The sequence below is a fragment of the Streptomyces sp. NPDC047971 genome (genome assembly GCF_040653355.1).
In the GTDB taxonomy this organism is placed as follows: domain Bacteria; phylum Actinomycetota; class Actinomycetes; order Streptomycetales; family Streptomycetaceae; genus Streptomyces.
Map to the genome: position 1 here is coordinate 1 of NZ_JBEZNW010000050.1, position 23888 is coordinate 23888.

Annotated in this window: 28 protein-coding genes and 2 pseudogenes; 10 read left to right on the forward strand and 20 right to left on the reverse strand. The window is 70.0% G+C overall.

Going from position 1 to position 23888, the window contains the following annotated elements; all coding sequences use genetic code 11:
* Positions 1-178: 178 nt before the first annotated feature.
* The gene (locus tag AB0D99_RS31565; protein WP_362370065.1) at positions 179-967 is read right to left on the reverse strand and encodes an SGNH/GDSL hydrolase family protein; all 789 of its coding nucleotides are present in this window, start codon (positions 965-967) and stop codon (positions 179-181) included.
* Between the two features lie 158 nt (positions 968-1125).
* Between AB0D99_RS31565 and AB0D99_RS31570 the strand changes: the two genes are divergently transcribed.
* Positions 1126-1791 carry a class I SAM-dependent methyltransferase gene (locus AB0D99_RS31570; RefSeq protein WP_362370068.1) on the forward strand — a complete coding sequence of 222 codons (666 nt, stop codon included), beginning with the start codon at positions 1126-1128 and terminating at the stop codon, positions 1789-1791.
* 17 nt (positions 1792-1808) lie between these two features.
* Here AB0D99_RS31570 and AB0D99_RS31575 read toward each other — a convergent pair whose 3' ends face one another.
* The 3 genes from AB0D99_RS31575 to AB0D99_RS31585 all read right to left on the reverse strand — a co-directional run bounded on the left by AB0D99_RS31575 (position 1809) and on the right by AB0D99_RS31585 (position 3150).
* Entirely contained in the window at positions 1809-2306 is a 498-nt protein-coding gene (locus tag AB0D99_RS31575) for an NUDIX domain-containing protein (protein WP_362370071.1), read from the reverse strand.
* Positions 2307-2395: 89 nt separating this feature from the next.
* Positions 2396-2647 (reverse strand): DUF3817 domain-containing protein, encoded by a 252-nt coding sequence (locus AB0D99_RS31580; protein ID WP_362370216.1) that lies wholly within the window; start codon positions 2645-2647, stop codon positions 2396-2398.
* Between the two features lie 5 nt (positions 2648-2652).
* On the reverse strand, positions 2653-3150 hold the full coding sequence (locus AB0D99_RS31585; protein WP_362370074.1) for a hypothetical protein: 498 nt from the start codon (positions 3148-3150) through the stop codon (positions 2653-2655).
* 80 nt (positions 3151-3230) lie between these two features.
* Between AB0D99_RS31585 and AB0D99_RS31590 the strand changes: the two genes are divergently transcribed.
* The 3 genes from AB0D99_RS31590 to AB0D99_RS31600 all read left to right on the forward strand — a co-directional run bounded on the left by AB0D99_RS31590 (position 3231) and on the right by AB0D99_RS31600 (position 4728).
* The gene (locus AB0D99_RS31590; RefSeq protein WP_362370077.1) at positions 3231-3572 is read left to right on the forward strand and encodes a helix-turn-helix transcriptional regulator; all 342 of its coding nucleotides are present in this window, start codon (positions 3231-3233) and stop codon (positions 3570-3572) included.
* Positions 3569-4216 (forward strand): permease prefix domain 1-containing protein, encoded by a 648-nt coding sequence (locus AB0D99_RS31595; RefSeq protein WP_362370080.1) that lies wholly within the window; start codon positions 3569-3571, stop codon positions 4214-4216. Before AB0D99_RS31590 ends, AB0D99_RS31595 begins: the two co-directional genes overlap by 4 nt.
* A gap of 188 nt (positions 4217-4404) precedes the next feature.
* Entirely contained in the window at positions 4405-4728 is a 324-nt protein-coding gene (locus AB0D99_RS31600) for a hypothetical protein (protein WP_362370083.1), read from the forward strand.
* Between the two features lie 9 nt (positions 4729-4737).
* Here the strand turns inward: AB0D99_RS31600 and AB0D99_RS31605 are convergent, their stop codons facing one another.
* The 6 genes and pseudogenes from AB0D99_RS31605 to AB0D99_RS31630 form a co-directional block, all read right to left on the reverse strand.
* Complete coding sequence (locus tag AB0D99_RS31605) at positions 4738-5328, reverse strand: SMI1/KNR4 family protein (RefSeq protein ID WP_362370086.1); 591 nt, start codon at positions 5326-5328, stop codon at positions 4738-4740.
* A 79-nt stretch (positions 5329-5407) separates the two neighbouring features.
* On the reverse strand, positions 5408-6286 hold the full coding sequence (locus tag AB0D99_RS31610) for a hypothetical protein (protein ID WP_362370089.1): 879 nt from the start codon (positions 6284-6286) through the stop codon (positions 5408-5410).
* Positions 6287-6429: 143 nt separating this feature from the next.
* Positions 6430-7770: a cytochrome P450 gene (locus AB0D99_RS31615; RefSeq protein ID WP_362370092.1), complete on the reverse strand. Its 1341-nt coding sequence runs from the start codon at positions 7768-7770 to the stop codon at positions 6430-6432.
* Positions 7771-8015: 245 nt separating this feature from the next.
* Entirely contained in the window at positions 8016-8240 is a 225-nt protein-coding gene (locus AB0D99_RS31620; RefSeq protein WP_362370095.1) for a ferredoxin, read from the reverse strand.
* 4 nt (positions 8241-8244) lie between these two features.
* A pseudogene (locus tag AB0D99_RS31625) lies at positions 8245-8412 on the reverse strand (cytochrome P450); the annotation flags it as partial.
* A complete protein-coding gene (locus AB0D99_RS31630; RefSeq protein WP_362370098.1) occupies positions 8413-9024 on the reverse strand; it encodes a hypothetical protein in 612 nt (203 codons plus the stop codon).
* A 99-nt stretch (positions 9025-9123) separates the two neighbouring features.
* Between AB0D99_RS31630 and AB0D99_RS31635 the strand changes: the two genes are divergently transcribed.
* Positions 9124-9453 carry a hypothetical protein gene (locus tag AB0D99_RS31635; RefSeq protein WP_362370101.1) on the forward strand — a complete coding sequence of 110 codons (330 nt, stop codon included), beginning with the start codon at positions 9124-9126 and terminating at the stop codon, positions 9451-9453.
* Positions 9454-9979: 526 nt separating this feature from the next.
* Here AB0D99_RS31635 and AB0D99_RS31640 read toward each other — a convergent pair.
* Positions 9980-10618, reverse strand: coding sequence for a hypothetical protein (locus tag AB0D99_RS31640; RefSeq protein ID WP_362370104.1), 639 nt, complete (start codon positions 10616-10618; stop codon positions 9980-9982).
* A gap of 368 nt (positions 10619-10986) precedes the next feature.
* Between AB0D99_RS31640 and AB0D99_RS31645 the strand changes: the two genes are divergently transcribed.
* Together AB0D99_RS31645 and AB0D99_RS31650 are read left to right on the forward strand one after the other, a co-directional pair.
* Positions 10987-12414 carry a TerD family protein gene (locus AB0D99_RS31645; protein ID WP_362370107.1) on the forward strand — a complete coding sequence of 476 codons (1428 nt, stop codon included), beginning with the start codon at positions 10987-10989 and terminating at the stop codon, positions 12412-12414.
* 1123 nt (positions 12415-13537) lie between these two features.
* Positions 13538-14374, forward strand: coding sequence for a YihY/virulence factor BrkB family protein (locus AB0D99_RS31650; RefSeq protein WP_362370219.1), 837 nt, complete (start codon positions 13538-13540; stop codon positions 14372-14374).
* 143 nt (positions 14375-14517) lie between these two features.
* On the opposite strand, the gene AB0D99_RS31655 is transcribed toward AB0D99_RS31650, so the two are convergent.
* Positions 14518-15150: a helix-turn-helix domain-containing protein gene (locus AB0D99_RS31655; protein WP_362370110.1), complete on the reverse strand. Its 633-nt coding sequence runs from the start codon at positions 15148-15150 to the stop codon at positions 14518-14520.
* A 183-nt stretch (positions 15151-15333) separates the two neighbouring features.
* On the opposite strand from AB0D99_RS31655, the gene AB0D99_RS31660 reads away from it, so the two are divergent.
* Positions 15334-16671, forward strand: coding sequence for an MFS transporter (locus AB0D99_RS31660; protein WP_362370113.1), 1338 nt, complete (start codon positions 15334-15336; stop codon positions 16669-16671).
* Between the two features lie 442 nt (positions 16672-17113).
* Here AB0D99_RS31660 and AB0D99_RS31665 read toward each other — a convergent pair whose 3' ends face one another.
* Together AB0D99_RS31665 and AB0D99_RS31670 are read right to left on the reverse strand one after the other, a co-directional pair.
* On the reverse strand, positions 17114-17719 hold the full coding sequence (locus AB0D99_RS31665; RefSeq protein WP_362370116.1) for a hypothetical protein: 606 nt from the start codon (positions 17717-17719) through the stop codon (positions 17114-17116).
* A gap of 619 nt (positions 17720-18338) precedes the next feature.
* Entirely contained in the window at positions 18339-18770 is a 432-nt protein-coding gene (locus tag AB0D99_RS31670) for a hypothetical protein (protein WP_362370119.1), read from the reverse strand.
* Positions 18771-19123: 353 nt separating this feature from the next.
* Between AB0D99_RS31670 and AB0D99_RS31675 the strand changes: the two genes are divergently transcribed.
* Positions 19124-19327 (forward strand): DUF5708 family protein, encoded by a 204-nt coding sequence (locus tag AB0D99_RS31675; protein ID WP_362370122.1) that lies wholly within the window; start codon positions 19124-19126, stop codon positions 19325-19327.
* 432 nt (positions 19328-19759) lie between these two features.
* Here the strand turns inward: AB0D99_RS31675 and AB0D99_RS31680 are convergent, their stop codons facing one another.
* The 6 genes and pseudogenes from AB0D99_RS31680 to AB0D99_RS31705 form a co-directional block, all read right to left on the reverse strand.
* Positions 19760-19900, reverse strand: a complete 141-nt coding sequence (locus AB0D99_RS31680) for a DUF2716 domain-containing protein (RefSeq protein ID WP_362370125.1) — start codon at positions 19898-19900, stop codon at positions 19760-19762.
* Positions 19901-20235: 335 nt separating this feature from the next.
* Positions 20236-21072 carry an alpha/beta hydrolase gene (locus AB0D99_RS31685; RefSeq protein WP_362370128.1) on the reverse strand — a complete coding sequence of 279 codons (837 nt, stop codon included), beginning with the start codon at positions 21070-21072 and terminating at the stop codon, positions 20236-20238.
* Positions 21069-21659 (reverse strand): TetR/AcrR family transcriptional regulator, encoded by a 591-nt coding sequence (locus tag AB0D99_RS31690; protein WP_362370131.1) that lies wholly within the window; start codon positions 21657-21659, stop codon positions 21069-21071. Before AB0D99_RS31690 ends, AB0D99_RS31685 begins: the two co-directional genes overlap by 4 nt.
* A 259-nt stretch (positions 21660-21918) precedes the next feature.
* Positions 21919-22093, reverse strand: a pseudogene (locus tag AB0D99_RS31695) (FMN-binding glutamate synthase family protein); the annotation flags it as partial.
* Positions 22094-22344: 251 nt separating this feature from the next.
* Entirely contained in the window at positions 22345-22554 is a 210-nt protein-coding gene (locus AB0D99_RS31700) for a hypothetical protein (RefSeq protein WP_362370134.1), read from the reverse strand.
* Positions 22551-22760 carry a hypothetical protein gene (locus tag AB0D99_RS31705; protein ID WP_362370137.1) on the reverse strand — a complete coding sequence of 70 codons (210 nt, stop codon included), beginning with the start codon at positions 22758-22760 and terminating at the stop codon, positions 22551-22553. The genes AB0D99_RS31700 and AB0D99_RS31705 overlap by 4 nt, the downstream gene beginning before the upstream one ends.
* Before the next feature lie 252 nt (positions 22761-23012).
* Here AB0D99_RS31705 and AB0D99_RS31710 point away from each other — a divergent pair, with 252 nt between their 5' ends.
* A complete protein-coding gene (locus tag AB0D99_RS31710) occupies positions 23013-23618 on the forward strand; it encodes a dihydrofolate reductase family protein (RefSeq protein ID WP_362370140.1) in 606 nt (201 codons plus the stop codon).
* Positions 23619-23888: the final 270 nt, after the last annotated feature.

The window sequence follows — 23888 nt, forward strand, 5'->3', positions numbered from 1 at the left end:
TCCCCCGTTCGGCCGCCTCGCCGCACCGTTGGGGCTCCTCCCCGGGTGCCGGTGCGCCCCCCCCCCGCCGCTGGGCGCCCCCCGCCCCACACCGCCGGCCGGACGTCTCGTTCCCGGGGGTGTCACGCCGCCGATGAGTGCACCGGCGTCGGCTCGGGGCGCTTCGTTCCCGGGGGTGTCACGCCGCCGAGTGCACCGGCGTCGGCTCGGGGCGCTTGGCCGTGCGGCCCTCCCCGGAGGAGCGGCCCCGGAGCCGACGGCCGAGCCACGGGCCCAGGAAGGACCCGACCCACCGCAACTCGTCGACCGCCGCCCGCGCGCCGGACCGTGGCGGGCCGGGACGCGCCGGGAGCGGGCGGGTCCACGCGTCGCTGCTGCCGGGCAGCTCCAGCGCGTCGGCGACCGCGGCGGCGATGCGTTCATGACCCAGCGGGCTGGCGTGGAGCCGGTCCGGGCTCCACAGGCGCGAGTCCGTGACGACGGGGTGTGGGTAGGTCTCGGCGACCGCGACGCCGTGCCGCCCGGCCGCCTCCCGGATACCGGCGTTGAGCGCGGTGACGCGGGCGGTCAGGGGCCGGGCCATCGGGATCATGCGCGCGGTGTCCGGGAACGTCACCGTGGCCACCCTCGCGCCCTGGGCGGTGAGTTCGGCGAACATCGCCTCCAGATGGCCGACCACCTCGTCGACGTCGAAGCGGGGCCGGAGCAGGTCGTTCATCCCCGCCACCACGGTGGCCACGTCCGGACGCAGCGCCAGGGCCGGTCCGAGCTGCTCGGCCCGCACCTGCCCGGCCAGCTTCCCGCGCACGGCCAGATTGGCGTAGGTCAGTCCGGGGCTGGTCTCGGCGATCAGCTCCGCGAGCCGGTCGGCGCAGCCGCGCAGCCCGGTGGTGTCGTCGCCGTCCCCGAGCCCCTCGGACTGGCTGTCGCCCAGCGCGACGTAACGCGTGTACGGACCGTTGTACATGGACGCTTCGCTCCTCCGTGACCCGCGTGTCCCGTCCGACGCCGCCGCGCCACGCGGTCGCGTCGAATGCAACACGTTTGTTATTCAACTCGTTGAATATAGCGTGAGGGGGGCGTCGAGCGGGACGCCGTGTCAGTGGCTGGTGCCAGCATCGTGAGATGACTGTCAGCCCCGCATCGATCAGCACCTACTGGGACGCCGCCGCCGCGGCCTTCGACGACGAACCGGACCACGGCCTGCGGGCCGCCGGCACCCGTGCCGCCTGGGCCCGGCGGCTGGGCGACTGGATGCCGCCCGGCCCGGCCGACGTCCTCGACATCGGCTGCGGTACGGGATCGCTCTCCCTGCTCCTGGCCGAGGCGGGGCATCGCGTGACCGGCGTCGACCTGGCGCCGAAGATGGTGGAGCGGGCCCAAGCGAAACTTGCTGCCGCCCGTCTCCCGGCGGGCTTTCTGACCGGCGACGCCATGGCGCCGCCGACCGGGGAGCGGCGCTTCGACGTCGCGCTGTCCCGCCACCTGCTCTGGACCCTCCCTGATCCGGTGGCCGCGCTGCGCGAGTGGATCGGCCGGCTCCGGCCGCGGGGTCGGCTGGTCCTCGTCGAGGGCCGCTGGCGGGAGTCGGGGCAGGGCGGCGCGTACGTCGCCGGGCCCGAGACGCTTCCGTGGTGTGGAGGGATCGGGGCCGAGGAGCTGGCCGAGACGGTCCGCCCCCTCGTCTCCCGGCTGCGCGTCGAGCGGCTGGACGGCGAGGGGGACGACGACCTGTGGGGCAAGCGGGTGGACGACGAGCGGTACGCCGTGATCGCCGAGGTCCGAGGGTGAGGTACCCGGACCGCGGGTCAGCGTGACGGTGTCACGCGGTAGCGGTGGAACGGGGCCTCGGTGAGGGGGAGTTCGGGGCGCCAGATCCTCAGAGCCTGGGCGGAGGGGGTGAACAGCTCCGCGGGGAGACGGTCGGTCGGGGTCCACTCCCAGCGACGGATCTTGTCCGGCTCCGCCACGGCCGGGGTCCCTTCGAAGGCCCGTACGACGGCCACCGCCGTCATCCGGGTCGGCTCCGTCGAGGTGAGCGTGTCGAGCAGGAACCCGATGACCTCGACGTCGGCGGCGGCGGCCATGAGCGTGGTCTCCTCGGCGAGTTCACGGACCGCCGCCTCCTCGATGGACTCCCCGGGGTCCACCTTGCCGCCCGGCAGCTCCCACGAACCCGTGGGGTGCAGCCCCAGGGGGACCCGCCCGCGCTCGTCGGTCACCACGACGCCCGCGCCCAGGGAAGCCTGCGCGGCCGGAGGGCGGGTGTTGCGGTGGGGCGCGGGCGGCTGCTCGGCGGCGGGCATGGCGGCTCCTCGTACGGACCGGGACGGATGTTCCTCCTCAGCCAACACCATCCGGTGCCGCCCGAGGCCGCCGAGGGGATCCGGTGCGCCTACCTCCCCTCCGTCCGCAGCCGTCGCAGAGCGAGCAGTCCGCCCACTCCGGGGACGACGGCGGCCCGACGGGTGCCCGGCGTACCGGCGTCGGACACCTGCCAGGCGGCCGCGATGACCACGAGATACGCGGTGCCGTGCAGCGGGCCGACGAGGCTCGACACGGCGGGCGTGTGCGCGGTGAGGAGGTTGACCAGCAGGGCCACGAGGGAGAACGCCTCGACCCCGGCGGCGATGCGCAGCGTACGCATGGTCGTCACGCTCCCGTGGTCGAACCGGGACGGACGATCATGAGGACGACGACGACCGCCCACAGGAGGTTGAACACCCCCGTGAGCATGGCCAGTCGCGCCGCGAGCGCCCGGGGCGCGCCGTCGGCGGCCATCTCCGGCCCTCCCACGAGCATGCGCTGCTGACGGGGCAGGATGGTGAGGGCGAGGATCGCCGCGGCGAGCGCCGTCAGTACCAGTGACGTGATCAGCCAGGCGTCGGTGAGCACACCGAGCTGAAGGGCGGTCGCGAGCCCGAAGACCGGAACGGCGACACCCACGACGGCGTAGCCGCGGCAGATCCGGTGCAGGATCGCGGCGACGGACGAGGCGCGGGTCCGTTCGCCGGGGGCATCGGTGCCGGCGTCCGTGCCGCTGGGCGCTGCCTCTCGCGCGAACCGGGGGAACATCGAGGCGGCCACGGCGATCGGTCCGACCGCCAGAATCGCCGCGATGACGTGTATGGACAGCAGCAACTTGGTCATGGGGGCCCTCCGGCCGTTCTCGATATGTTGGCTGCCAATAGATAGCACGTCTACTCTTCCAGTGTGTAGGCTGCCTACCTATGAGGGCGGATGCGGTGCGAGGGCACCTGGACGGACTCCTGCTGGCCGTGCTGGAGCAGGGGCCACTGCACGGATACGCGATCATCACCGCGGTCCAGCAGCGCAGCGGAGGCGCGCTCGATCTGCGGACCGGCACGATCTATCCGGCGCTCAACCGGCTGGAGCGGATCGGGCTGCTGAGCAGCAGCTGGGACTCGGTCGGCGAACGCCGACGGCGCTGCTACGCGCTCACCGACGCGGGCCGCGGCGCCCTCGCGGACGAACGGACCGCCTGGCGCGAGTTCACGGCGGCGATCGGCTCCGTCCTCAACCCCGCCGCCTCTCCCCGGCCCGCCACATGAGCGCCGCCGGTCGCCCCGGCGACCTCGTCGAGGCGTACGCCGCCGATCTGGCGGTCGCGCTGCACGGCCCGGCCCGGGCCAAGGCGCGACTGATCGAGGAACTGCGCGACGGGCTCGCCGACACGGCGGAGGCGTACACCCGTGAGGGAACGCCCTATGAGGAGGCGGTCCGTCGGGCGGTGCGGGAGTTCGGCACACCGGACGAGCTCGCGCCCGGGTGCCAGCGCGAACTGACGATCGCCCAGGCCCGGCACACCGCCCGGTCCGTCGTCCTCACCGCGCCCTTCCTCCTCGCCTGTTGGTACACGCTCTTCAGCAGCGGAACGGGAGCCGGCCAGCTCCTCGCGGTCTCGCTGGCCGGCGTCGCGGGCGTCGCGGCACTCCTCGCCGCGGCCATGCTGGCGGCCTCCGGCACCCTGGCCCGACGGCTCCCCACGCCGCACCGGCTGCCTCTCGTCGTCGCGTGGACCGGCACCACCGCGAGCATCGCGATGGCCCTGGCCACCCTGACGCTCGCCGTGGCGGCGATCCTGGCCGCCAACTGGCCCCTGATCGCGCTGGCCTGCGCACTGGCAGCGGCATCGCACGCCCTGACGGCCCCCTCGGCCCGCCAATGCCGCCGATGCGCCCGGCTGCCCGCCTGAGGGGTCGTCTCATGTGCTGCTGCTGGGTGGATTCCTTGACACGAGCACAGCGAGCTGGCGCAGTCGACGGCAGTACTGGGCTCCCAGAGGGTTGGTGTCGCCCTTGCCGGCATCGCCTGCACCCTCATCTGCTACCGCAGGCTCCATACGACTCCGGGCGTTTGGGAAGCTGCGCCATGATGGTCCGCGTGAGCGAAGAAACTGCGGTTGAGGCCGTATCACGCCTGTACCAAGAGTTCATGGAGTTGCCGTTTCCTCCCGGACTGGCTGGAGCGGACCGGGCTGGCTTCGACCTGGTGATGCTGGACTCGGACACCGCAGGCTGTGTTTTCACGTGGATCAAGAACGGCGGCGAGCTCGAAGCAAGGGGGAGAAGCACTCTGCTTCGCTGCATCGCCCGCCTAGACCGGGTCGTACCTCTCCTTGGCGAAGCGGACGCCCCTGAATACTGGCATCGCCTGAGCGTGATGGCTCAACTTGTCGCAGATTCCCCACACGTAGCCTCCGAATGAGATGACCTCTCATTCGTCCGCGAACCAGGAGCGGCCCTGAGCCCAGTGGGTCACCCAGCCCGTGAAGCCGGGGATGCCGGGCATCAGGGCGTCGGGCGTTTCGGGGCCGAAAGGCATCGCGCCCTCGCCGGCGATCTGCCAGACGTGACCACGATGCGGGCCGGTGACGATCAAGTGCCAATACATGCCGCAGCCGTCGGTGCCCAGCAGCAACGAGCCGTGGTCGAACACGGGGTCCGTCCGCGCCTCGAACTCCTCCACCGACAGCGCCTCCTCGTGGTCGTCCGCCTCCCACAGCCAGGCCGCGGTGAGCGGAAAGGGCTCGGCGAGCAGGCGGTCAGGGCGATCGGAGCCCCAGTCCGGCGGCGTCTGCGCGAGAGGCAGGAGGCCGTAGTAGGGCGGCCCGGCGCGCAGTCCGTCGCAGACCTCTGCCACGAACGTGCGGTACGGCTCCGGAAGCACGATGCCGTGCTCCACCTCGAAGGACCGCACCGCCTCCCAGCCGGCCGGCGGCGCGGCCTCGGGGTGGGACGCGCAGATCTGGCGCAGGGCGGCCAGCTCGACCGGGTCGCAGGTTTCCGTGTTCATGCCGGCCATCATGCAAGATCCCCCAGCGACGACCGTACGGTGGCTGGCAGATCCGCCCGAGCCGGTCACTCCTGCCGGCAGCCCCCATCCCCTACCGGCGGCTCTCGGTGACCACCGCCTCGACGAAGCGCTTCAGGCCCTCCGGGTTCGTCCCCAGGAACAGGTACGGTTCGATGAGCTCCAACTCCATGATCACGGGAACTCTCGACGAGTCGAGCGCCAGGTCCACGCGGGCGACCAGCGGCGTCTCTCCGCCCGGGACCACGGCCAACGCTTCCAGCGCCGTACGGAGTTCGGCATCGGTGGGCTGGTACGGAACGACGTCCGGATGCGGCGTCCGGGCGTTGTCGATCACGTTGGGCTCGGTCAGCACCTGCCCCTTGCGGATGGCGTGACTGAAGGCACCGGCGAAGAAGACCAGGGCGCGCTCTCCCTCCGCCACCAGCGGGAGGTACGGCTGGACCATGACGGCCCGTCCCTGGTCGAGCAGCATCCGGGCATGGGCGATGGCGTCCGCCTCCCGCCCGGGCTCGTAGCGCGCGGTGTCACGGGCGCCCAAGGAGACCGTCGGCTTCACCACGACCCCTTCGGGGGCATCGACGTACGCGGAGGGCACCTGCTCGCCGGGTTCGACGAACCGCGTGGGCACCACGGACACGCCGCGCTCCGCCAGCGCCGCCAGATACCGCTTGTCGCTGCTCCAGCGAACGACCCCCGCGGCGTTGTGCAGCCGGGTCGCGCGGCCCGTCGCCTCGGCCCACGACACGAAGTCGGCGAGCCGGTCCGCGTAGTTCCACGTCGACCGGATGACGGCCAGGTCGAAGCCGCCCCAGTCCACGGTGTCGTCCTCCCAGGACACCGCCTCCGCGGCGAGGCCGTCGGCCCGCAGCGCGTCCACGATCAGCGGAAGCTCCTCGTCGAGGTTCGCGTACTCCTGGCTCGTCACGATCGCGATCCTGGCAGCGCCCACGTGTTTCTCCCACCCGTCATGTCAGGTCCGTCCCTATGGGACACCAGTGTCATGGAGCCCTGTGCCGCCGGGCAAGATCCGACGGCGCGGCGGGACGGCGGCCCACGCCGAGGAACGCGCGTGTCACACCGAGGCGCACGGCCTCACGGGGAGACCGGGACCCTGAGCGGGGCGCGGAACGACAGCAGGTCGAGGACCGGTGGGGGAGGGGCGTCGGGGGTGAGGCGAAGGCCGGGGAAGCGGCGGGCCGCCGCGCGGAGGGCGACGGCCGCCTCCGTACGGGCCAGAGAGGCGCCCGGGCAGCGGTGACGGCCCACACCGAACGCCAGATGGTGACGGGCGTTGGCGCGGTACGGCCGCATCTCCTCCGGGGCGTCGAAGACCGCGGGGTCGGAGCCGCTGCCCATGAGCATCAGCAGGAGTTCCGCGCCGGCGGGGAGCCGTACTCCGCCGAGCTCCACCGACCGTTCGGTGACACGGCGCCAGGTGGTGACGGGAGGCTCACGGCGCAGCACCTCCTCGACCCACGCCCGCGCGAGCCCCTCCTCGTGTGCGGCGCGTTGCCAGATGCCCGACTCCTCGAGCGCGCCGCGCAGGACGGTGGCGATGAGCTGGCCGGTCGTCGACTGCCCGGCCACGAACACGAAGAAGCACGCGCCGACCGCCGTCTGCACGTCGAGCAGCTTCCCGTCGGGCAGCCTGTGGCGGACCAGCGCGCCGACGAAACTGTCCTCGGGTGCCGTCCGGTCGCTCACGACCGCGGTGAGCCACCGATGGAACTCGGCGACCAGAGTGGAGAGTTCGAGCTGGCGCTCGGGAGTCGGACGCCCCCAGAACAGTTCGAGCGAAGCGTCGCTCCAGCGGACCAGGGTCGCGGTGTCGAGTCCGTCGATGCCGAGCAGCTCCATCATGACCCGGCAGGGCAGGGTGTGGGCGAACGCGCCGAAGAGGTCGCTGCCGCCGTCTGCGTCGATCTCGGTCCCCACCGTGTCGAGCAGCTCGTCGGCGACCCGTTCGATCACGGGGACGGCCGCGGCGACCCGCTGGGCGTTGAAGAACCGGGTGACCACGCGGCGCAGGCCGGCGTGGGTCTCGCTGCCGTTGTTGGCGAGTGCGGGGCGGACCCGGAACCCCGCTCGGGCGAGCAGCCGGAGCGCCGGAACACCCAGCGGGGTGATGGCGTGCTGCGCGTTGTCGGGACGGAAGACCGCCGGGTCCAGCAGGACCCGGCGGATGTCGTCGTACCGGCTGACGAGCCACAGCCCGGTCGCCGGGTCGTGGTGGACGGGGGCCTCGGCCCGCAGCGTGTCGAGCCAGGGGTAGGGGTCGCGGACGAAACCCGTGCCGAACAGGTCGAGCGCCCCGAGCTCGCCGGTCGCCTCGTGCGGCGGGAGGAGCGAAGCGCCGGTCGTCCGACCGTACGGGCAGGCTCCGGCCGGATCGGTGGGGGACGCGGGCCCGGGCCCGCCGAAGGCGGCTGTCACGCTCGCGGACGCTAGCACGCGGCAGGGCACCTACCGGGCGGTGTGTGCGGGGGATCACTTCGGTATCCGCGCAGGCCAGATGAGGTTTCGCACCCGTACGAGAGGAATCCCGGCGAGTGATGGGCGCGCGGCCCCGACGGGGTCGCGCCCGGGTCGGCAGGCGGCCCGGGCGCGACGGCGGAACCGGGCGCGTCGGTGGAACCGGGGCGACGGCCGGGCCGGTCCGCTGCACCGGAACCGGTCCGCTACATCAGAGCCCGGCCCGCGGGACCTCGGGGCCCGGCGACGGCGATGGCGCTCGCCGGGCACAGCTCGGCGGCCTCTCGGGCGGCCGCTCGCCGCGCGGCGAGCGGGGTGGCCTCGAGAAGGACGACGCGGCCGTCGGCCTCGTCCTGGTCGAACACCTCGGGTGCGGTCAGGACGCACATCCCGGCACCCTGGCAGCGTCCGCGCACGATGCTCAGTTCCATGGCGCTACTTCCCGTCCCAGGTCACGGGGAGGCGGTGCACACCGTAGATGTTCATGTCCGTGCGCAGGGGCACGTCATCGGCCGGGACGGCCAGGCGCAGGGTCGGGAACCGGGTGAGGAGCGCGGGCAGGGCCACGCGCATCTCGACACGGGCCAGTTGCTGGCCCAGGCACTAGCCACCGATCTTCCAGCCGGGGGCGTGGGACAGCGCGTTGTCGTAGAGCTCCTGCGGGTAGGCATCGTCGACAGCGATGCCCGCCGCCCGCCAGGGCGCGGAGGCCGTGATCTGCTGCTTCAACTGCTCGGGGAGTTCGAGGGAGTCGGGGAACTCGGTGACCTCCTCCGGCGCGAGCACGCACGGCTCAGGCACGTAGAGGTCCTCGTCCGCGTCGAACGGCTCGGGCGGCGTGGCCAGCACGTCGGTGACATCTGCGGCGGTCCGCCAGGACAGTTCGATCGGAATGCTTGAGTCCGGTTCGTGCTCCGAAGGGCACCACAGGACCTGGAGCAGGTCGGTTCGCCCGGGCGGCCGCAGCAGGGGTATGTCCCGCGCGTACAACTGGGCCACGGGAACCAGGGGATGCGGGCCGTGGTGCCCGATGCGGCAGTCAGGCCAGGGTTGCCTTGTGGGCCACAGCAGGGGCCCGCCGATCGAGCTGTCGTGCACGGTGGGAGAGCCGGGACGTGGGTGCAGCCTGACCGCTGGGCGGGCCAGGGGAGCCAGCGCGGGGAAGATCGCGGCGATGTCGACCGGCCGCGACGGGGTGCTACGTGTGCGATCCATGGCACGATCTTGCCAACACCCTCTGACAGCGGGCCTCCAAGACTCCTGACGGAAGATCTCAAAGCCCCTGTTGGTGCGCGCGGTTGGTACTGTCCGACTGTGACTTTGACTGACCTGAGGGACGGCTTTCGCGATGACGACCAGCGGAAGTGCGTCCAAGCAGTCGTTCACAGTCGCCTCGCGGATGACCGGGAGCAGCAGGAGTGCCGCTACCTGATGCGTTTCTGGTGGCAGCTGACCATGCCGTACCAGGAAGTCTCGCTTGAGGAACTGCGCCTGAACGTGGGCAGGCAGAAGCTGGACGCCGTTGTGGAACTGATCAGCGCCATCCGGTCCTCCCACGACGAGATCGATGCGTGGCTTGCGTCTGCGCAGAAGACGTTCCCGGTGATTCAGGACCGCGGCTTCAGCCTGGACCGCGACGGCTGAGGCACGAGGTTCGTCAGGAGCCGTCAGCAGACCGAGCACCCGGCACTCTCAGACCAGCCGCCTGATCAGACTCCAAGTGCTGCACCAGGAGCTTGCGGGCCCCTGCTTCAACCTGAGCCCAAGCAAGGCGGCTAGGTAGGTTGACGCCACAGCGCAGGTCGCAGCGAAGGAGACCCCCGCCTGCTGCGAACCCGGCGGCGACGAGGGCCAAGAGAGCGGCAGGGACACGGGCCGTTCGGCTTCCGCTCGGATGGACACCTCGTGCACAGCGCTACGGCCCGGGTAGTGCGTCGGGTGATCAGCCACCGATACAGACTGTCACCTGTGGTGCATCATCCGGAGGAGGCTCCCCGGCGGTGCCGCCTCCATCAGCGAGGCGGCTGGCGGTGGGGCATGCCTGGGTAGCGGCAGGAATCGCGGATGGGCGGGACGGAGGATGCGCACCCCTGCCTGCCGCTCACATGGACACGCTGAGGGGCCGGCCTCCTTCTCTGCGAAGAAGGCCGAGGTCGGCCCCGCTGCCGATTCAGCCGCATCCATGGACCTCTCTTCTCACCTGACAGTGGAAGTATGGGCCGCTCAAGGTGACTCGTACGGGCATGGGCTTGCCTGCTCTGCCGCCCGTCACGGTCTGGCAGGTGTACTCCGGCATCTTCCGCTCGATGGGGACGAGAACGGCCTCGGGAATGTTGTTGCAGCGCACGAGATCGGGCAGGAAGTAGCCGTAGACGGCGTTTGCGGCACCGTCCCGCGTGAGGATCGCCATGCGCGGTTCAGCGCCCCACTTCACGTCGTTCGGAGCGTCCGGCTTGGTGTACGCGAGGATGTCCCACTCGATCTTCAGGCCCTCCCATGTGCTCTCGCACACCGCCTTCGCCCCTTCCCTCTGCTTCAGAGACGCAGGGCATCGGGCCGTTGTCGTCCCGTCCGTGTTGACCATGTCGAGGACCTTCTCGCGCAAGCCGAAGGCGACGATCTCGTGAAAGGCCGCACCTGGCGGCGGCGACGGCTGCAGTTCCCCCGTCGGTTCGGGTACCGGCTTCACGACCTTCTGCGGTAGCTCTGCATAGGCCGGCTTCGGCGTTGAGTCGTCGTCCGCGCCGGCTCCGCAGCCCGTAAGCAGCAGCCCGAGGCATCCGGCAGCCGCGATCATCTTCATGCGCATGACGGAAACAGTAGTGACAATGACGGACCCGCCTTGCGCCAGGTGGAACCGCGGCCATCAGGGTGGACACCCCTACGAACGTGCGGCTGCGGGTCACCGGCCGCCGGCGGAGCCGGGGTGGAGTGCGATCACCAGCAGATCGTCCCGCGGTCCTCTCCGCGAGAGCGGAGTGGCCGGTCAGCCGCAAGCTGATGCGCGCCGCCGTTTCCGGTGCACTTGGAGAAGTGGAGCGTGCCGGCGTTTCAGACGGTCAGCATTTCACCCCAGCCGGATCGTCGGTCGTATTCATCTCGTTCTCCTTCGCTGGGCGCCGCGCGTCCGCACCTGGGGTCTTGCGTAAGTTCGCCCATGGCGCGCAAGATCCGTTCATGCTCAGGGGATTGATCAAGGGAGACAACGCTTTCGTCCCGACGGCGGCACTGCGTGTCGCCGTCCGGAACGGCGTCGACGTCGCGGCGCTGCTCGTGACGGATCAGGGCCGGGTCCGGGGTGACGCAGACATCGTGTTCGACGGCGCTCCGGCGCACCCGTCGGGCGCGGTAAGGATGTTCGCCGGCGAGGACGGCACGGCGTGGCTGGAGACGGGCCTCACCTCGGTTGAGGAGGAGATCACCCGCGTCCTCGTCGTCGCGTCGACGGAGGAGGGCGCGCTGCGGGACGTGAGCGGACTCTCCGTGGAGGTCTTCGGGCCCGACGGCGCGACGGTCGTGGGGTACGAGGTGACCGACGTCGGCGGCGAGACGGCGATGGTCCTCGCGGAGCTGTACCGCCGATCCGGCGGCTGGAAGTTCCGCGCGGTCGGCCAGGGGTACGTGGACGGGCTGACGGGTCTCGCGGTGGACCACGGGGTGGACGTCGGCGAGGAGTCGCGGGAGGCCCTGGAACGGATCCCGAGGCCTGCCCCGCCAGCTGCCCCGGCTCAGGCCCAGCCCGCTGCTCCGGCCCAGGCCCCGGCTCCCGGCCTGCGCCTCACCCGGGACCAGCTCCTGGACATGACCCCGGACCAGATCCGGGCCCTGGCCGAGGCCCAAACCCAGGCCCGGGCCCAGGTGCACGCCCAGCCCCAGGCGCCGGCCCAGACCCAGCCGCAGGCCCCGCCCGCGCCACGGCCCGACCCGTCGGCCTGGACGTGCGGGCCCGTCTTCACGCCGCGCACCGTCACCGGCCGGGACAACGACGTCATCACCGTGAAGGATCTCCCGCCCGGCCCCGTCATGGTCGAACTGGCCGTGAAGGGCGGCGGCTACACGGGGCTGTGGCGCCTCGACGATGCCAACGCCAAGGGGCGTCCACTCGTCAACACCACGGAGAAGGACTTCCGGGGCCGGGTGATCGCCTCCGTCCCCGAGCACGGGCGGCTGCGCCTGCGGCTGGAGGCGAGCGATTCCTGGCAGGTGCGGATCCTGCCACTGGCGGAGGCCGGGCACCTGTCGAAGGACCCGCTGGAGAGCTGGGGACCCGACGTCCTGCTCCACACCCGAGGGACCGCCGACGTCACCTTCCGCTTCAAGGGCACCAGCAATTTCATCGTCTACCTCTACCGGTTGGCGGGGCACACGGACCCCACCACGCTTCCCAGTCCCGGAAGAGCCGCCGTCAATGAAATCGGCGCGCGCAAGGAGACCTTGCCGCTGCCCGAGGGCCCGCTCCTGGTCTACCTGTCCGTGGCGGACGGCCCCTGGGACGCGCGCCTGAAGGACGTGCAGCCCCACAGCACCGGCCAGGACGCCGACAGCCCGGCGAAACTGCCCGAGCCCCGCGGGGCACTGGGCTGGCTGCGCCGAGCGAGGCGCTGAGCGGGGCTGGTCGGACATGCCTGACGGGGCAGCGCCCGGACGCTGCCCCCACTCCGCCTCCATGCGGGTTCAGGCCGGATTGGCCACAACGTCGGCCATTCCTGTCAGCCGGCGTCCGCCTTGAAGGGGAGGATCGCACTCGCGTTCCCCCCAGGCAGCTGAGCGAGAGGACGGGTCCTGTGCTTGGGCAGGCGGGCCTTGCGGGCGGCGATCCGACGTGGCCGTCGACGTCATCTCCCTGCCTGCGTCCGCCCGTGCCGCGGCTGCGGCGAGCCGGGCCCGGGTCGCCGCAGGGAAGCCCGTAGAAGATGGTGGGAGATGTCCACGCCGCCCGCGACACATTCAGCGAGTGCTGACGCAAAAATCATCTCTCCCCGCTCGCTGTCGCAGCGCATGCCGACTCCGGCAGGCGACGACCCTGACCGGACGCCGGCCATACGTCGCCGACTTCGGGCGGACCGGACCGGTGGCGGCAGCAACGTGACGACGCCACCGCGTGGCTGCTCGACAACATGGCGACCTACGCAGGCAGAGCAGCTATTCCACGAACCACCACATCCAGTTCGCCGCCGACTACGCCGGCAACACCCCGCATGGTGGCCCGGTCGGAACGTGAGAGACATCCACGGTGGAACTGCAGCTCGCCCCGACGGTGCCGGCACAACGGCACTTCTCCGGCCGCCCCTGGTCACACGCTCGACACCGGCTCGCCGACCGTCGGCCCTCCGGCGATACCGTCGCCCGCGTCAACGGTGAGCCTGCCACCGCGCAGGTCAACGGCCCGCGGCACACGAGTATGTGCACGATGCCGCGCACCTCCCGACAATGAAGAGGTGCGCGCATGAGAAGGTATCGTCCGAATCCACTCCTGTGGTCGTCAGGTCTTCCTCCATCGCATGGCTGCAGGCCGGCACAACACCCACGGCCGCACGTGAAATTCCTACCGGCCTCACCCCACAAGCCCAGCCGCCGCGGCCCTGTACCGTCCGCACCCGCCCAAGGCCCAGCCACTGCACCGACCGGATAGGGAATGTCCGCCGAACTCGATCGCACGTCACCGTTGAGCGGACCCCGGCAGGTCGGCCACCTCTCGTGGGCGGCTCTGCGCCGCACTCCGGCGGCCATGTGGAACAACGACCTCACGGACGACGCGGCCGCACTGACCTACTACGCCGTCCTGACGGTTCTCCCCACACTGCTCGTCATCGTCCTGGCCTTCGGCCTTGTCAGCCCGGACACCGCGGAGACGTTCATCGTCCACGTCTCCCAATACGCTCCCGGACAGTCCGGAGCCGAACTCCACGACCTCCTCGTGCGCGCGTTCGCACCGAACTCCGCGAACTGGACACTGATGGCCGCGGGCGCAATCAGCGCTCTGTGGTCCGCATGCAGCTATCTGGCCGTCTTCCGTCGCGCCCTGCATCGTATCCACGGCCTCCCCGACCGCCGCTCGCCCTGGCGCAGAGCGCACCGCATCGTGGCCACCGCCCTGGCGCTGCTCGCTCTCCTTGTCGTCAGCGCACTCGTCCTGCTGCTGAGCGGACCACTCGCAGGACATGTCGGCAGCCTGCTGCACCTCGACACCACCGCGGCCTTCATCTGGGGCCTCGCCCGCTGGCCGCTGCTCCTGTGCCTCGTCGCAGGACTCGTCGTACTCGTCTTCCGTACCGGCCCCGCCCCGGCACACCGACGCCGTCACAGCTTCGCGGGCGGAGCGTTGGCCTCCGGGCTGTGGCTGACCGTCTCCGGCGGCTTCACGCTCTACAGCTCCGCACTCGGCACGTACAGCAGGCTCTACGGATCCCTTGCTGGAACCGTGGTCTTCCTCATCTGGCTGTGGCTGTCCAACCTCGCCCTGCTCACCGGCGCCCAGTTCATCGTCGAATTGCAGAACCTTCCGTCACGCCCCGTGCGCCCGGCCCTCGCGACAGGCGACAGCGGACGAGCGCCGAGCCCGTGAACCCGGAAGGAGCCAGAACGCTCCCCATGGCCCGCCGACGTGTCGTCCGGCGCCACGAAGAACTCCACGATGACCTTCACCCGGGGCGTCATGCCCGACTGTCTACAGCCCTGATCGGCCGGACACGTCCTGGACGTTGCAGGTCATGGCATCGCTGACGGTGGGTTCGTTGCCATCGGCGGGGTGGTGGTTGTGGACGCTCCGGCGCGGACGACGGCTTGGTCCCCTCGTGGACCGAACAGGTGCAGGATCTCCACGGCGCTCGTGTCAGCAGGGCCGAACCAATGAGGTTCGGTGGTGTCGAACTCGGCCACTTCACCGGGCCGCAGGGTGAAGTCCCTTTCCCCGAGGATGAGCCGTAGCCGACCGGCCAGGACATAGAGCCATTCGTAGCCCTCATGGGTGACCAACTCCGGCGGGCGGGGTGCCAGTACCTGCTTGAAGACCTGAACCCGGCCCGGATACTGCGTCAGGGGCACGAGGATGCTTCCGCGCTCCTTGTGCAGGGGCCGCAGGTGCACCCGTGGGTCACCGCTGGCCGGCGCAGCCACCAGCTGGTCGAGTGCGACGTGGTGCGCTCGTGCCAGCGGGATGAGCAGGTCCAGAGTAGGGCGCCGCTTGCCCGACTCCACCCGCGACAGCGTGCTGACCGAGATCCCGGTCGTGGCCGCGAGCGCTTCGAGCGTGAGTCCCCGTTCCCGACGAAGTCGGCGCAGCCGGGGCCCGATGCCATCGAGAACCTGCTCCAACTCTGCGTCCTTGGATCCTGTGTTCATGGATCCAGTTTTGCAGTGTTCGCAAAAACGATGGTCTGCGGCGGTCACCTCGGACGAGCCTTGCCGGGCATTGTTCCCGGACATCAGAGGTAGAACGTGACCGCGACCGCGACGACACACCCTGTTCAACTCGTGCTTAGTGCGCGCAGACGCTGGACGGTACTGGCCGTCTGCTGTCTGAGTATGTTCCTGGTGGGCCTGGACACCACGATCGTCAATGTGGGTCTGCCGGCCATCGGGCGCGGCCTGGAAGTCGACACGCGCGGTCTCGAATGGATCGTGGACGCCTACACCCTCGTCCTGGCCAGTCTCCTGATCTCCTCCGGCGCGCTGGCGGATCGCTTCGGACGCCGCCGGGTGTTCCAGTGCGGGCTGGCCGTGTTCGGCGCGGCCTCACTGCTCTGCGCGCTCGCCCCGTCGGCGGGCGTCCTCATCGCGGCCCGCGCCCTGCAGGGCGTCGGTGCCTCGATGCTCAGCCCCGTGGCGCTCGCGATCGTGGTGAACGTGATGCCGGACCCGAAGGAACGGGCGCGGGCGATCGGCATCTGGGCGTCGGTGTTCGGACTGAGCATGGCCGCCGGACCCGTCACGGGCGGCGCGCTGCTCGCAGCGCTCGACTGGCGGGCGCTGTTCTGGATCAACGCACCCGTCATCGCGGCCGCTCTGTTGCTCAGTGTGGTGTTCGTACCGGAGTCCCGGGCGCGGCGGGCTCGAAGGCTCGACCTGCCCGGCCAGGCCCTGCTGACCATGGTCCTCGCAGTCGTGGTCGGCGTCCTGATCGAAGGGCCGCGGGTCGGCTGGACGTCGCCCGTGGCGTTGACGGGATACGCATGGGCTGCCGTGGCGACAGCCGGATTCGTATGGATCGAGTCCCGCCGACCTGAGCCGCTGATGGACCTGCGGCTTTTCGGCCGCCCAGTCTTCAGCGGCGCCGTCGTCGGCGCGGTGGCGCTCTTCATCGCCCTGAACATGACCCTGCTGCTGAACACCCTCTACCTGCAGCACACCCGGGGATGGACGCCGCTGGCAGCCGGGGTGGCGACCTTGCCCTTGGCCGTCGGAGCGACCGTCTGCGCCCCCTGGTCCGGCCGCATGGTCGCCCGCACGGGGCCGCGGCTGCCACTGCTGCTTGCCGGCGGTTTCATCACAGCCGGCGGGCTCTGCCTCGTCCGGCTCACCCCGCACACGAACGTGCTCCTGCTTCTGGCCGCGTACGCGCTCATCGGCATCGGGTTCGGCTTCGCCAACGCCCCGATCACCAACACCGCGGTCAACGGACTGCCACCCACCCGTGCCGCTGTGGCCGGGGCGATCACCTCCACCGCACGGCAACTCGGCTCCGCTCTCGGCATCGCTCTCGCCGGCGTCCTGGTCGCGGCCACAGGCCCGACGGAGCTCGCGCACGCGTCCCGCCCGGGCTGGATCCTGGTCGCCACCTGCGGCGTACTGCTCTGTCTCGTGGCCCACGTATCGCAGCCGAAGGACGCCACCACCGGCCCCGCCTCCCCACCAGCGCGGTGAGCCGCGTGACTCACCGCAACGCGCCGTAGTCCGCCGAAAGGCCACCGCCTCGCAGCCTCACCTGGACCATCGAACCCGGACCGACACGCCCGCACACGCCGCCTACGAAGCACTCGCAGCCTGGCGCGACCCCACAACCTGGGCCACGGTTCTCACCGTCCACACGGACGACGGTGACGTCGGTCGTCGACCTCAAGCCCAGTCAGCCGGGCCCGCAGTGCCCGAGCGGACGGCCCGGGGGCCCTGCCGGCAAGCAGCCGGCAGGGCCCCCGCCGGCCGTGAGGAGCGGAACGGCGACGCGCGCCCGTAACCGCTTCGGGCCGCGGCTGACGCCCTGACACCCTGCACGCCGTTGCGGAACGCACTCCCTGCCCGGCACCGAGCCCATCTCGGGCGGGCCGGCTCCGATGGTCGGCGAGAAGCGGCGCCCGGGAGCCGCCTGTCACAGCCGCAATCCGGCCCGTCTGAGCGCGATCTCGCAGAGGTCGGTGATGACCTCCCGGTCCCCCTGGCGCCACGCGTCGGCGAGGCCACCCGCAGGGGCGGGAAGCGCGGCGAGGTCGCCCGGCGGTCCGGTGAGAGCACGCAGGGCGAGCAGGTCAGCGCCTCCGGGGGCGTCGAGAAGCCGTCGAATGGTTGCGCTGCGCCGGATCCAGAGCAGACGAGGCGGGAGCCACACCAGCAGGACAAAGGCCACGGGAATGACGATCAGAGCCGTCGCGGTGACGGTGGCCACGCGGCTGACCGTTTCCTGCAGCGATTCTCCGGCTTCGGCGAACCCGGTGCTGGCGTCGGCCGCGGACTGGAGCGGCTTCCGCAAGAGGCCGCCGACAAAAGGCACGTCTGACGCCGCGTCGCCTGCGTTGCCGAGTTCAGTGGCCAGGCTGTTGCCCGAGCTTTCGACTTTCCGCCCTGGCTCGGCCAGAAGCATGATCGTTTCGCGGACGGTGAGAGCAGCCCATACGGCAGCGGCGATCAGAAGTACGGCGATCAGGTCTGCGAGCACCTGAAGGTTCCGGCGTACTGGTGTCTGAGCGTAGAGGCGCATCGGCGGGGCTCCCGTTCGGGCCATGGCGGCGAGGAGGATCGACCACCGCTGGCCGCGGATCGGCCGACCGACCGTACGTCGGTCTCGACTCTCGCACCTCACTCCACAAGAAATCGGCCGTGACACGAGGCATGGCCGGCACTCGGTGAAGGAGGCCAAGAGAACCGTCCCCGGTCAGCACGCGCATTCACACCCCGACCCTGCTGCACGCCCGTACGGAGCTAAGCCCGCTACATCCCGATCGCGGACAGCCGCTCGATCCGCTCGGGGGGACAGCGCTGCGGCTGCGCTGATTCCGGACCCACGCGAGCTTGAGCCCCGGCTCCTCCTGGTCCTGTCGACGTTCGCCCGATGTCTTCTGGGCACGCCGAAAGTGCCCCTCACGCTCGGAGAACTGACGATTCGTCCTATGGGTTGTGCGGGCACTGCCGGCGCCGCTGGACACCACCCTCACGTGCTGCAGGGGCTGACTCGGTTTTGTGGCCGAGCTCTTCGAACAGGAGGATCATCGTCCGTCCCTGCCCAGCGGCGCCGTCGACGTCGGCCCGGTCGGTGGCCGACGCCATGACAGCCGTACGGGCCGTGATCCAGGCGCGAGAGTCCCGAATCCGGGGGTCGGCTACTCGACGCGGAGCCAGGGCTCGCAGTTTCCGGAGATCTTGATCTGTTCGTCCACGAGTTCGACTTCGAACGTCGCCATTTCACCTGCCGGGACGTAGCGGGACTTCACCTTGGCGTTCGGGTGAGCTGAGTCGTTGGCGATGCTGCATCGGCCTGCAGATGCGTTGACGGCGCCGAGAGTGGAATAGGTACCGGGGCACATGTCTTCGGGGACGCGATGGATGCCTTCCCCATACTGCCTGTCCGCGTCGGCCGGTCCGGGCCGGTCGGCACATTTGGCGGTTCCGTTGCTGTCTGCACCAGTGGGCGCCTGCGCTGCTCCGGCCGACGTACTGGTAGGTGGTGTTTCGGCCGTGTCCTGCGAGCCGCTGCAGCCGACGAGCAGCATGAGTGATGCCGCTGAGAGCGCAAGGCTGGTCCTTCTGATCATCAGAACTCCTCCAAGGAGCGGACGAGAACAGCGATTGCATTTCGTGGTTGATGCAGGAGTTTCTTCAGCGCCGCTGCTCCAGTGTGAGGACCGCCTTGGCGATTGACGACCTGCGGTGGGAACTGCAGGGCGGGATCTGAGGAAGGCCCGCATCAAGTCCCCGCCATATGGGGCGCATCTGCGAACACTCCTGCTCGGTGAGGAGGAGACGCCACATCCCTCGGTCCGACGAAGTAGGGGGACGCAACTCATCCCGCGGGCGGAGTCGCCCGTCCCGGACCGGCCCTAGCCTGACCAGTGAGTAGTGAAAAGGCCTGTGCGGCACACTCTGAGACTCAAGGAGACCGAGCACCGTGGCATCCCCCACCAAGAATTTCGCGGAAGGCGCCGTGCTGTTCGGCATCGGACTCGCACTCCGCCTGTTCACCGAGGATATCGAGATCCCCGTCTTCACACTCACGAAACTAGGTGTCGTACTGATGGCCATCGGCGGCATCGAGATCCTCTACGGCGTGTACCGGACAGCGAGCAGCAGGAGCGGCAAGTCCGGCTCCTGACAGATCTCGATCGCCGACCGGTTGCCCTTCCTCATGAAGCCCGTCTTGTCCAGGACCAGCGCCACGTCGGCCTCGCTCAGACGCTCGACCGGGTAGGGCAGCACCACATCACGGACCCGGGTCCGCATCCCAGGGTGCGGCGGCCCCCAACAGCCACTGTGTCGACCAAGGCGTCGCGGCACCGGCCTGCTCAGCCACCTGCCACCCCTTCTTGCGCGGCACGTCCGCCAGCAGCCCCCTCACCTAGGCGACTGCTGGCGCTCGCGGCTCTGACCGCTGGAAGCACCCAGGATCCCCAGCCCCAGGCCCGCCAGCTCCACGTCCCGCAGCTCCACCTGATCCGAGTTCACCACGATCAGTGCAGACAGGATGACCCTCGCGGTCAGTGCCCCTCGACCACCTCAACCAGGCGGTCGGACGTTTGTAGCCAGGCTAGTCGGGAAGCGTCGCCAGACTCCAAGTGACAGATGCGAAGGGCTCCTTGATGACTGGCTGTTCGCGCGGCTGGAAGCCGAACTCCTCGTAGAAGCGGTCCCAGATACGGCGCTCCTCGGCGTCGGACAGCTCAATCACGGGTTCGTCCACCACCTGTCGATGTACCAACCGGCCGGTAGAGAGGTCGCTGAGAGACCGTTCACGGAAGTGCGGACGGAACCAAATCCAAAGAGCTCCATCAATGGGCCCATCATCGAGACCGGAACCGACTCCTCCCGCCTCGCCAGCGCACGAGCAAGCGCCGATCACGCTGCAGTCAGCTGACCCGAGCCCCATGCTGATCCGCTACCCAAAGGGGCAGCGGATCAGCACGACAGCGGCCCAGACTCGAATCCCCATGTACGGCCAGTCGCAGATGTGACCTTCAGCGACCATCTTCGGTGGGAGCCGACCCTGATGAGTCTGATTCGGCTCTAGGCTCGGAACGCCTTCCGAAGGAGCTCGCCGAACTCGGCCGGGTGCGTAGTCAGGCCGATGTGCCCGCCGGGGAAGTGCAGAAGTTCCGTGCCGAGACGCTCGGCCAGGAATGCGGTCGGCCGGTAGGGCAGTTCGCCGCGCGAGTCCTGGCCGCAGGCGAGTACGAGCCGGTTCGACAGTGTCGCCAACCGGTGGATGTCCGGGGCGTAGGACATGAAGCTCGGCACGATGCGTCCGACGAAGTAGGGCAGGTTGGCCATCGTACGCTCGACTCGCGCCGCTGCCTGCGGTGGAAGTTCCCTCTCGGCCTGCGGCTCGGAGCTGCCGCCGTCCTTCTTGAGACCCGCAGCGAACACGGCCATCGCCGGCATGAGCCCCTCGGCATGGAACGCGGCCTGTACGCGTGCGATGAACGCACGGTGTTCGGGGGCGTCCGGCAGGACCTCCACTACCGGAGGCTCGTGTGACACGAGGCGTTCGATGCGTTCGGGATGGGCGGTGAGCAGGTGCAAGGCGGCGATCGCGCCCGAGCTGGACCCGAACACCCGGGCGGGCTCATCGGGCGACAGCAGTTCCAGTATCCGCAAGGCGTCGTCGGCGTGTTCGGCCACGCTCTGCTCGGCTTCGGGGTCATCGAGTGTGCTTCGGGACATGCCGCGCGGGTCGTAGGTCGCGACCCTGTACTCGGCGGCCAGGCCGTCGGCAATGCCGTCGAAGGAGGCGGCGCCACCCGTCCCTCCAGGGATCAGCAGCAGGAGCGGGCCCCGGCCTCGCACTTCGTAGTGCAGAGTCGCGCCGTTCACGCGAAGGGTGCCGGTAGTCGGGTCGGTCATGCGGAATCTCCTTCTTGGTCGGGCCAGTGCTCCAGGAGGGTGTGGAGGGCGTCGAGGGCACGGACCCAGGACTGCTGCGGCGAACGCGCATGCGCGAACCCGCCCGCCGCCTCCAAGGCGACGAAGCCGTGGAACGTGCTGCGCAGCAACCGGACCGCGTCAGTCAGGTCGGGTTCGGTCAGTCCGTAGCCGCGAAGCATGCCGTAGGTCAGCGCGACCGCACGCCGCGGCCCAGCCGCCTCTGCGGCCAGATCGGGGTCGATCCGGATCGGGGTCTGTGTTGCCATGTAGCGGCCCGGATGTTTGTGTGCGTACTCCCGCCATGCGTCGGCAAAGGCGACCAGCGCCTCCTTGCCCGCCCGCCCGGAGGTCGCCTCCGCGATGTGGATGGTCTTCTCGTCCGCCGCCAACAGCGCGATCCGTCCGCGCAGATCCTCCAGGCTGCGGACATGTGTGTAGAGGCTCGCATCCTTCACGCCGAGTCGACGTGCCACCTGCGACATGGTCACCCGGTCGAGCCCGACCTCGTCCGCCAGCTCGGCGCCCGCGATCGTCACCCGCTCCGCCGTCAGCCCCGCCCGCGTCATGCATCCTCCCGATCCTAGGGGTCCTAGGTTAAACCTAGAGATCCTAGGAATGCGAAATGGGAGGTGTCAGTCAGGCTGGTACTGCTGTTGCGGCTGGCTCACCGCACGCCGCATCGCCAGCACGTGGTGGCCAACGGGTAGGCGGCCGTGGACGCGACCCGTGCAGCCGTTCAAGAGACGCTGCCATCTGCTGGTGCGTCGGTGAGAGGGCTGCGACGAAGCTCCGCCGGGGCCTGACCGAGGCCCCGACGCGTTGAGGGGAGTCGAAGCTCATCGCCGAGAGGTTGAGCAGGGCCATGTCGTACGGCTGGGTGCAATCGGGGCCGCCCGCGCGGATCCGTGGCGGGTTGGTGGGCAGTGGGTGCGGTGCCATTGAGGGGGAGGTACTCACTGCCGGCCTCGTAGAGGTCGCGTTGGCTGCCGAACGGTTCCTCACCTGGACGTGCAGGTGAGGCGGCCACGCAATGCGGTGGTCCTGCCCGCCGGGGGCGGAGCTGGGCGGCCTGGGCGGGGCCGATGCCGTGCAGGGCATCGACCGGGAGCGGGCCGAGGAAGCTGTCGACGGCGCGGTGGTCGGGCAGGTGAAGCATCCCGGAGCGGCTCACCCGTGCGGAGGCGGTCGCGGCCGTCGCCCAGGTGTCGGCGACGCCGATGTGAGTGTCGACGCCGGTCTGCAGGAGCGCTCTCACCCGGAACTGCTGCGCGAGCTCGCCGGCATCACGCCGAACACGCGCAGCGCGCCCTTGACCTGTGCGAGTCCGGCGGTGGGTTGGAGCGGCTGGACGAGCGGGGTGAACCCGGCGAGGAGGCCCAGTACGAGCCGCTGGTTCTCGGGGGAGGTGTCCGGGCGGCACCGGACGTGCCACAGCGTGTGTGACGGCGACGGTCTGCTCATGCCGCGCTCCGGGTCTGCTCGCGCTCGGCGCGCACCAGGGCTACCAACTCCGCCCGGCCCGCCGCCGGCCTGGGCCGGGCCCAGTAGGGGTGGAAGTAGACGGCGGTCGACAGGCGCAGGAGGCGGCCGCGCAGCCGGGTGGTGGCCGTCGTGCCAGGCCGGGCGAGGACCTCGTACGTCGCGGCCCAGGATCGCTGGGCGGACACGAGATCGTCAGGGAATGCAGGGTGCCTCATACCCTTCAGTAGCTCACATGTTCGAATATGCTCGCAAGTCGCGACGCACCGCCCGACCTGCCGAGGCGTGACTGGGCGTTTCAGTTGCCCCTGAGCGTGTGTGCTTGGCCGGCTGAGCGTGATGGTCGGCCCAGGCCATTTCCTCGTTGTCCACAGCGCGGCCGATGAGTTTGTTGCTCTCGGTCGGTCCAAGCTGGTGATACGCCAGGAAAGGACGCTGCCATGTCAGAGCTTCTCGTCGATTTCATCACCTCCCTCGACGGCTGTGCATCGGGACAGGGATGGCCCGGGTTCTGGGGCCTTGAGGGCCCGGAATACCTCGCATGGCTCGGCGAACAGCCCGAGGCCACCTATCTGATGGGAGCGAACACTTACCGCCTGATGTCGGGCTTCGCCGCAGGTGAGGTCCCGAATGGCCAGGACGAGTTCAGGCCCGAAGAAGAGGCGTCCGTCGACGAGCTCACGCAAGCGTCCAAGGTGGTGTTCTCCTCCTCGCTCGAAGGGCCACTGACGTGGGCCAACTCCACGCTCGTCCGTGACGACGCTGTCGAGGCGGTCCGTGCCATGAAGTCGAGCGGATCGGGGCTCCTCAGCACGATCGGCAGCCTCAGCCTGTGCCGCTCCCTGCTACGAGCCGGACTCGTTGACCGCTTCCGGGTCGTGATCTTCCCGGTGATCACCGGGGCCACGGGCGAGGAACGCATCTACGACGGCTATCCGGACGTTGCCCTCGAGATGATCGAGCACCGCACCTTCGACGGCCGCATCCAGCTGGTCGAGTACAAGCCCCGCGTGCTCGAGCACCCGCCGCTCGGCGTCCCTGCGTGACGCCGTCCCCGTCCGCCGGTCTGGACGTGTGCCAGGCCGGCGTCGGCGGCGCGGAGCAGGCCCCTAGAGGGCCGTCGTCAGGACGCTAGCTGAGCGCTCCACCTGGCCGATGGGGCCAGCTGAAGCGCTCAGTCACACGAGGGGACCCCAGTCCTGTGCCACCGATCCTTGACCGATTGCCATCAAGGTTGGACCACTGCACGGTTCGTGCCATCGAACCTTGACCGCCCTGGTCAGGCCCTCACGGGGCGATGTCAGCCCCATGCTGGA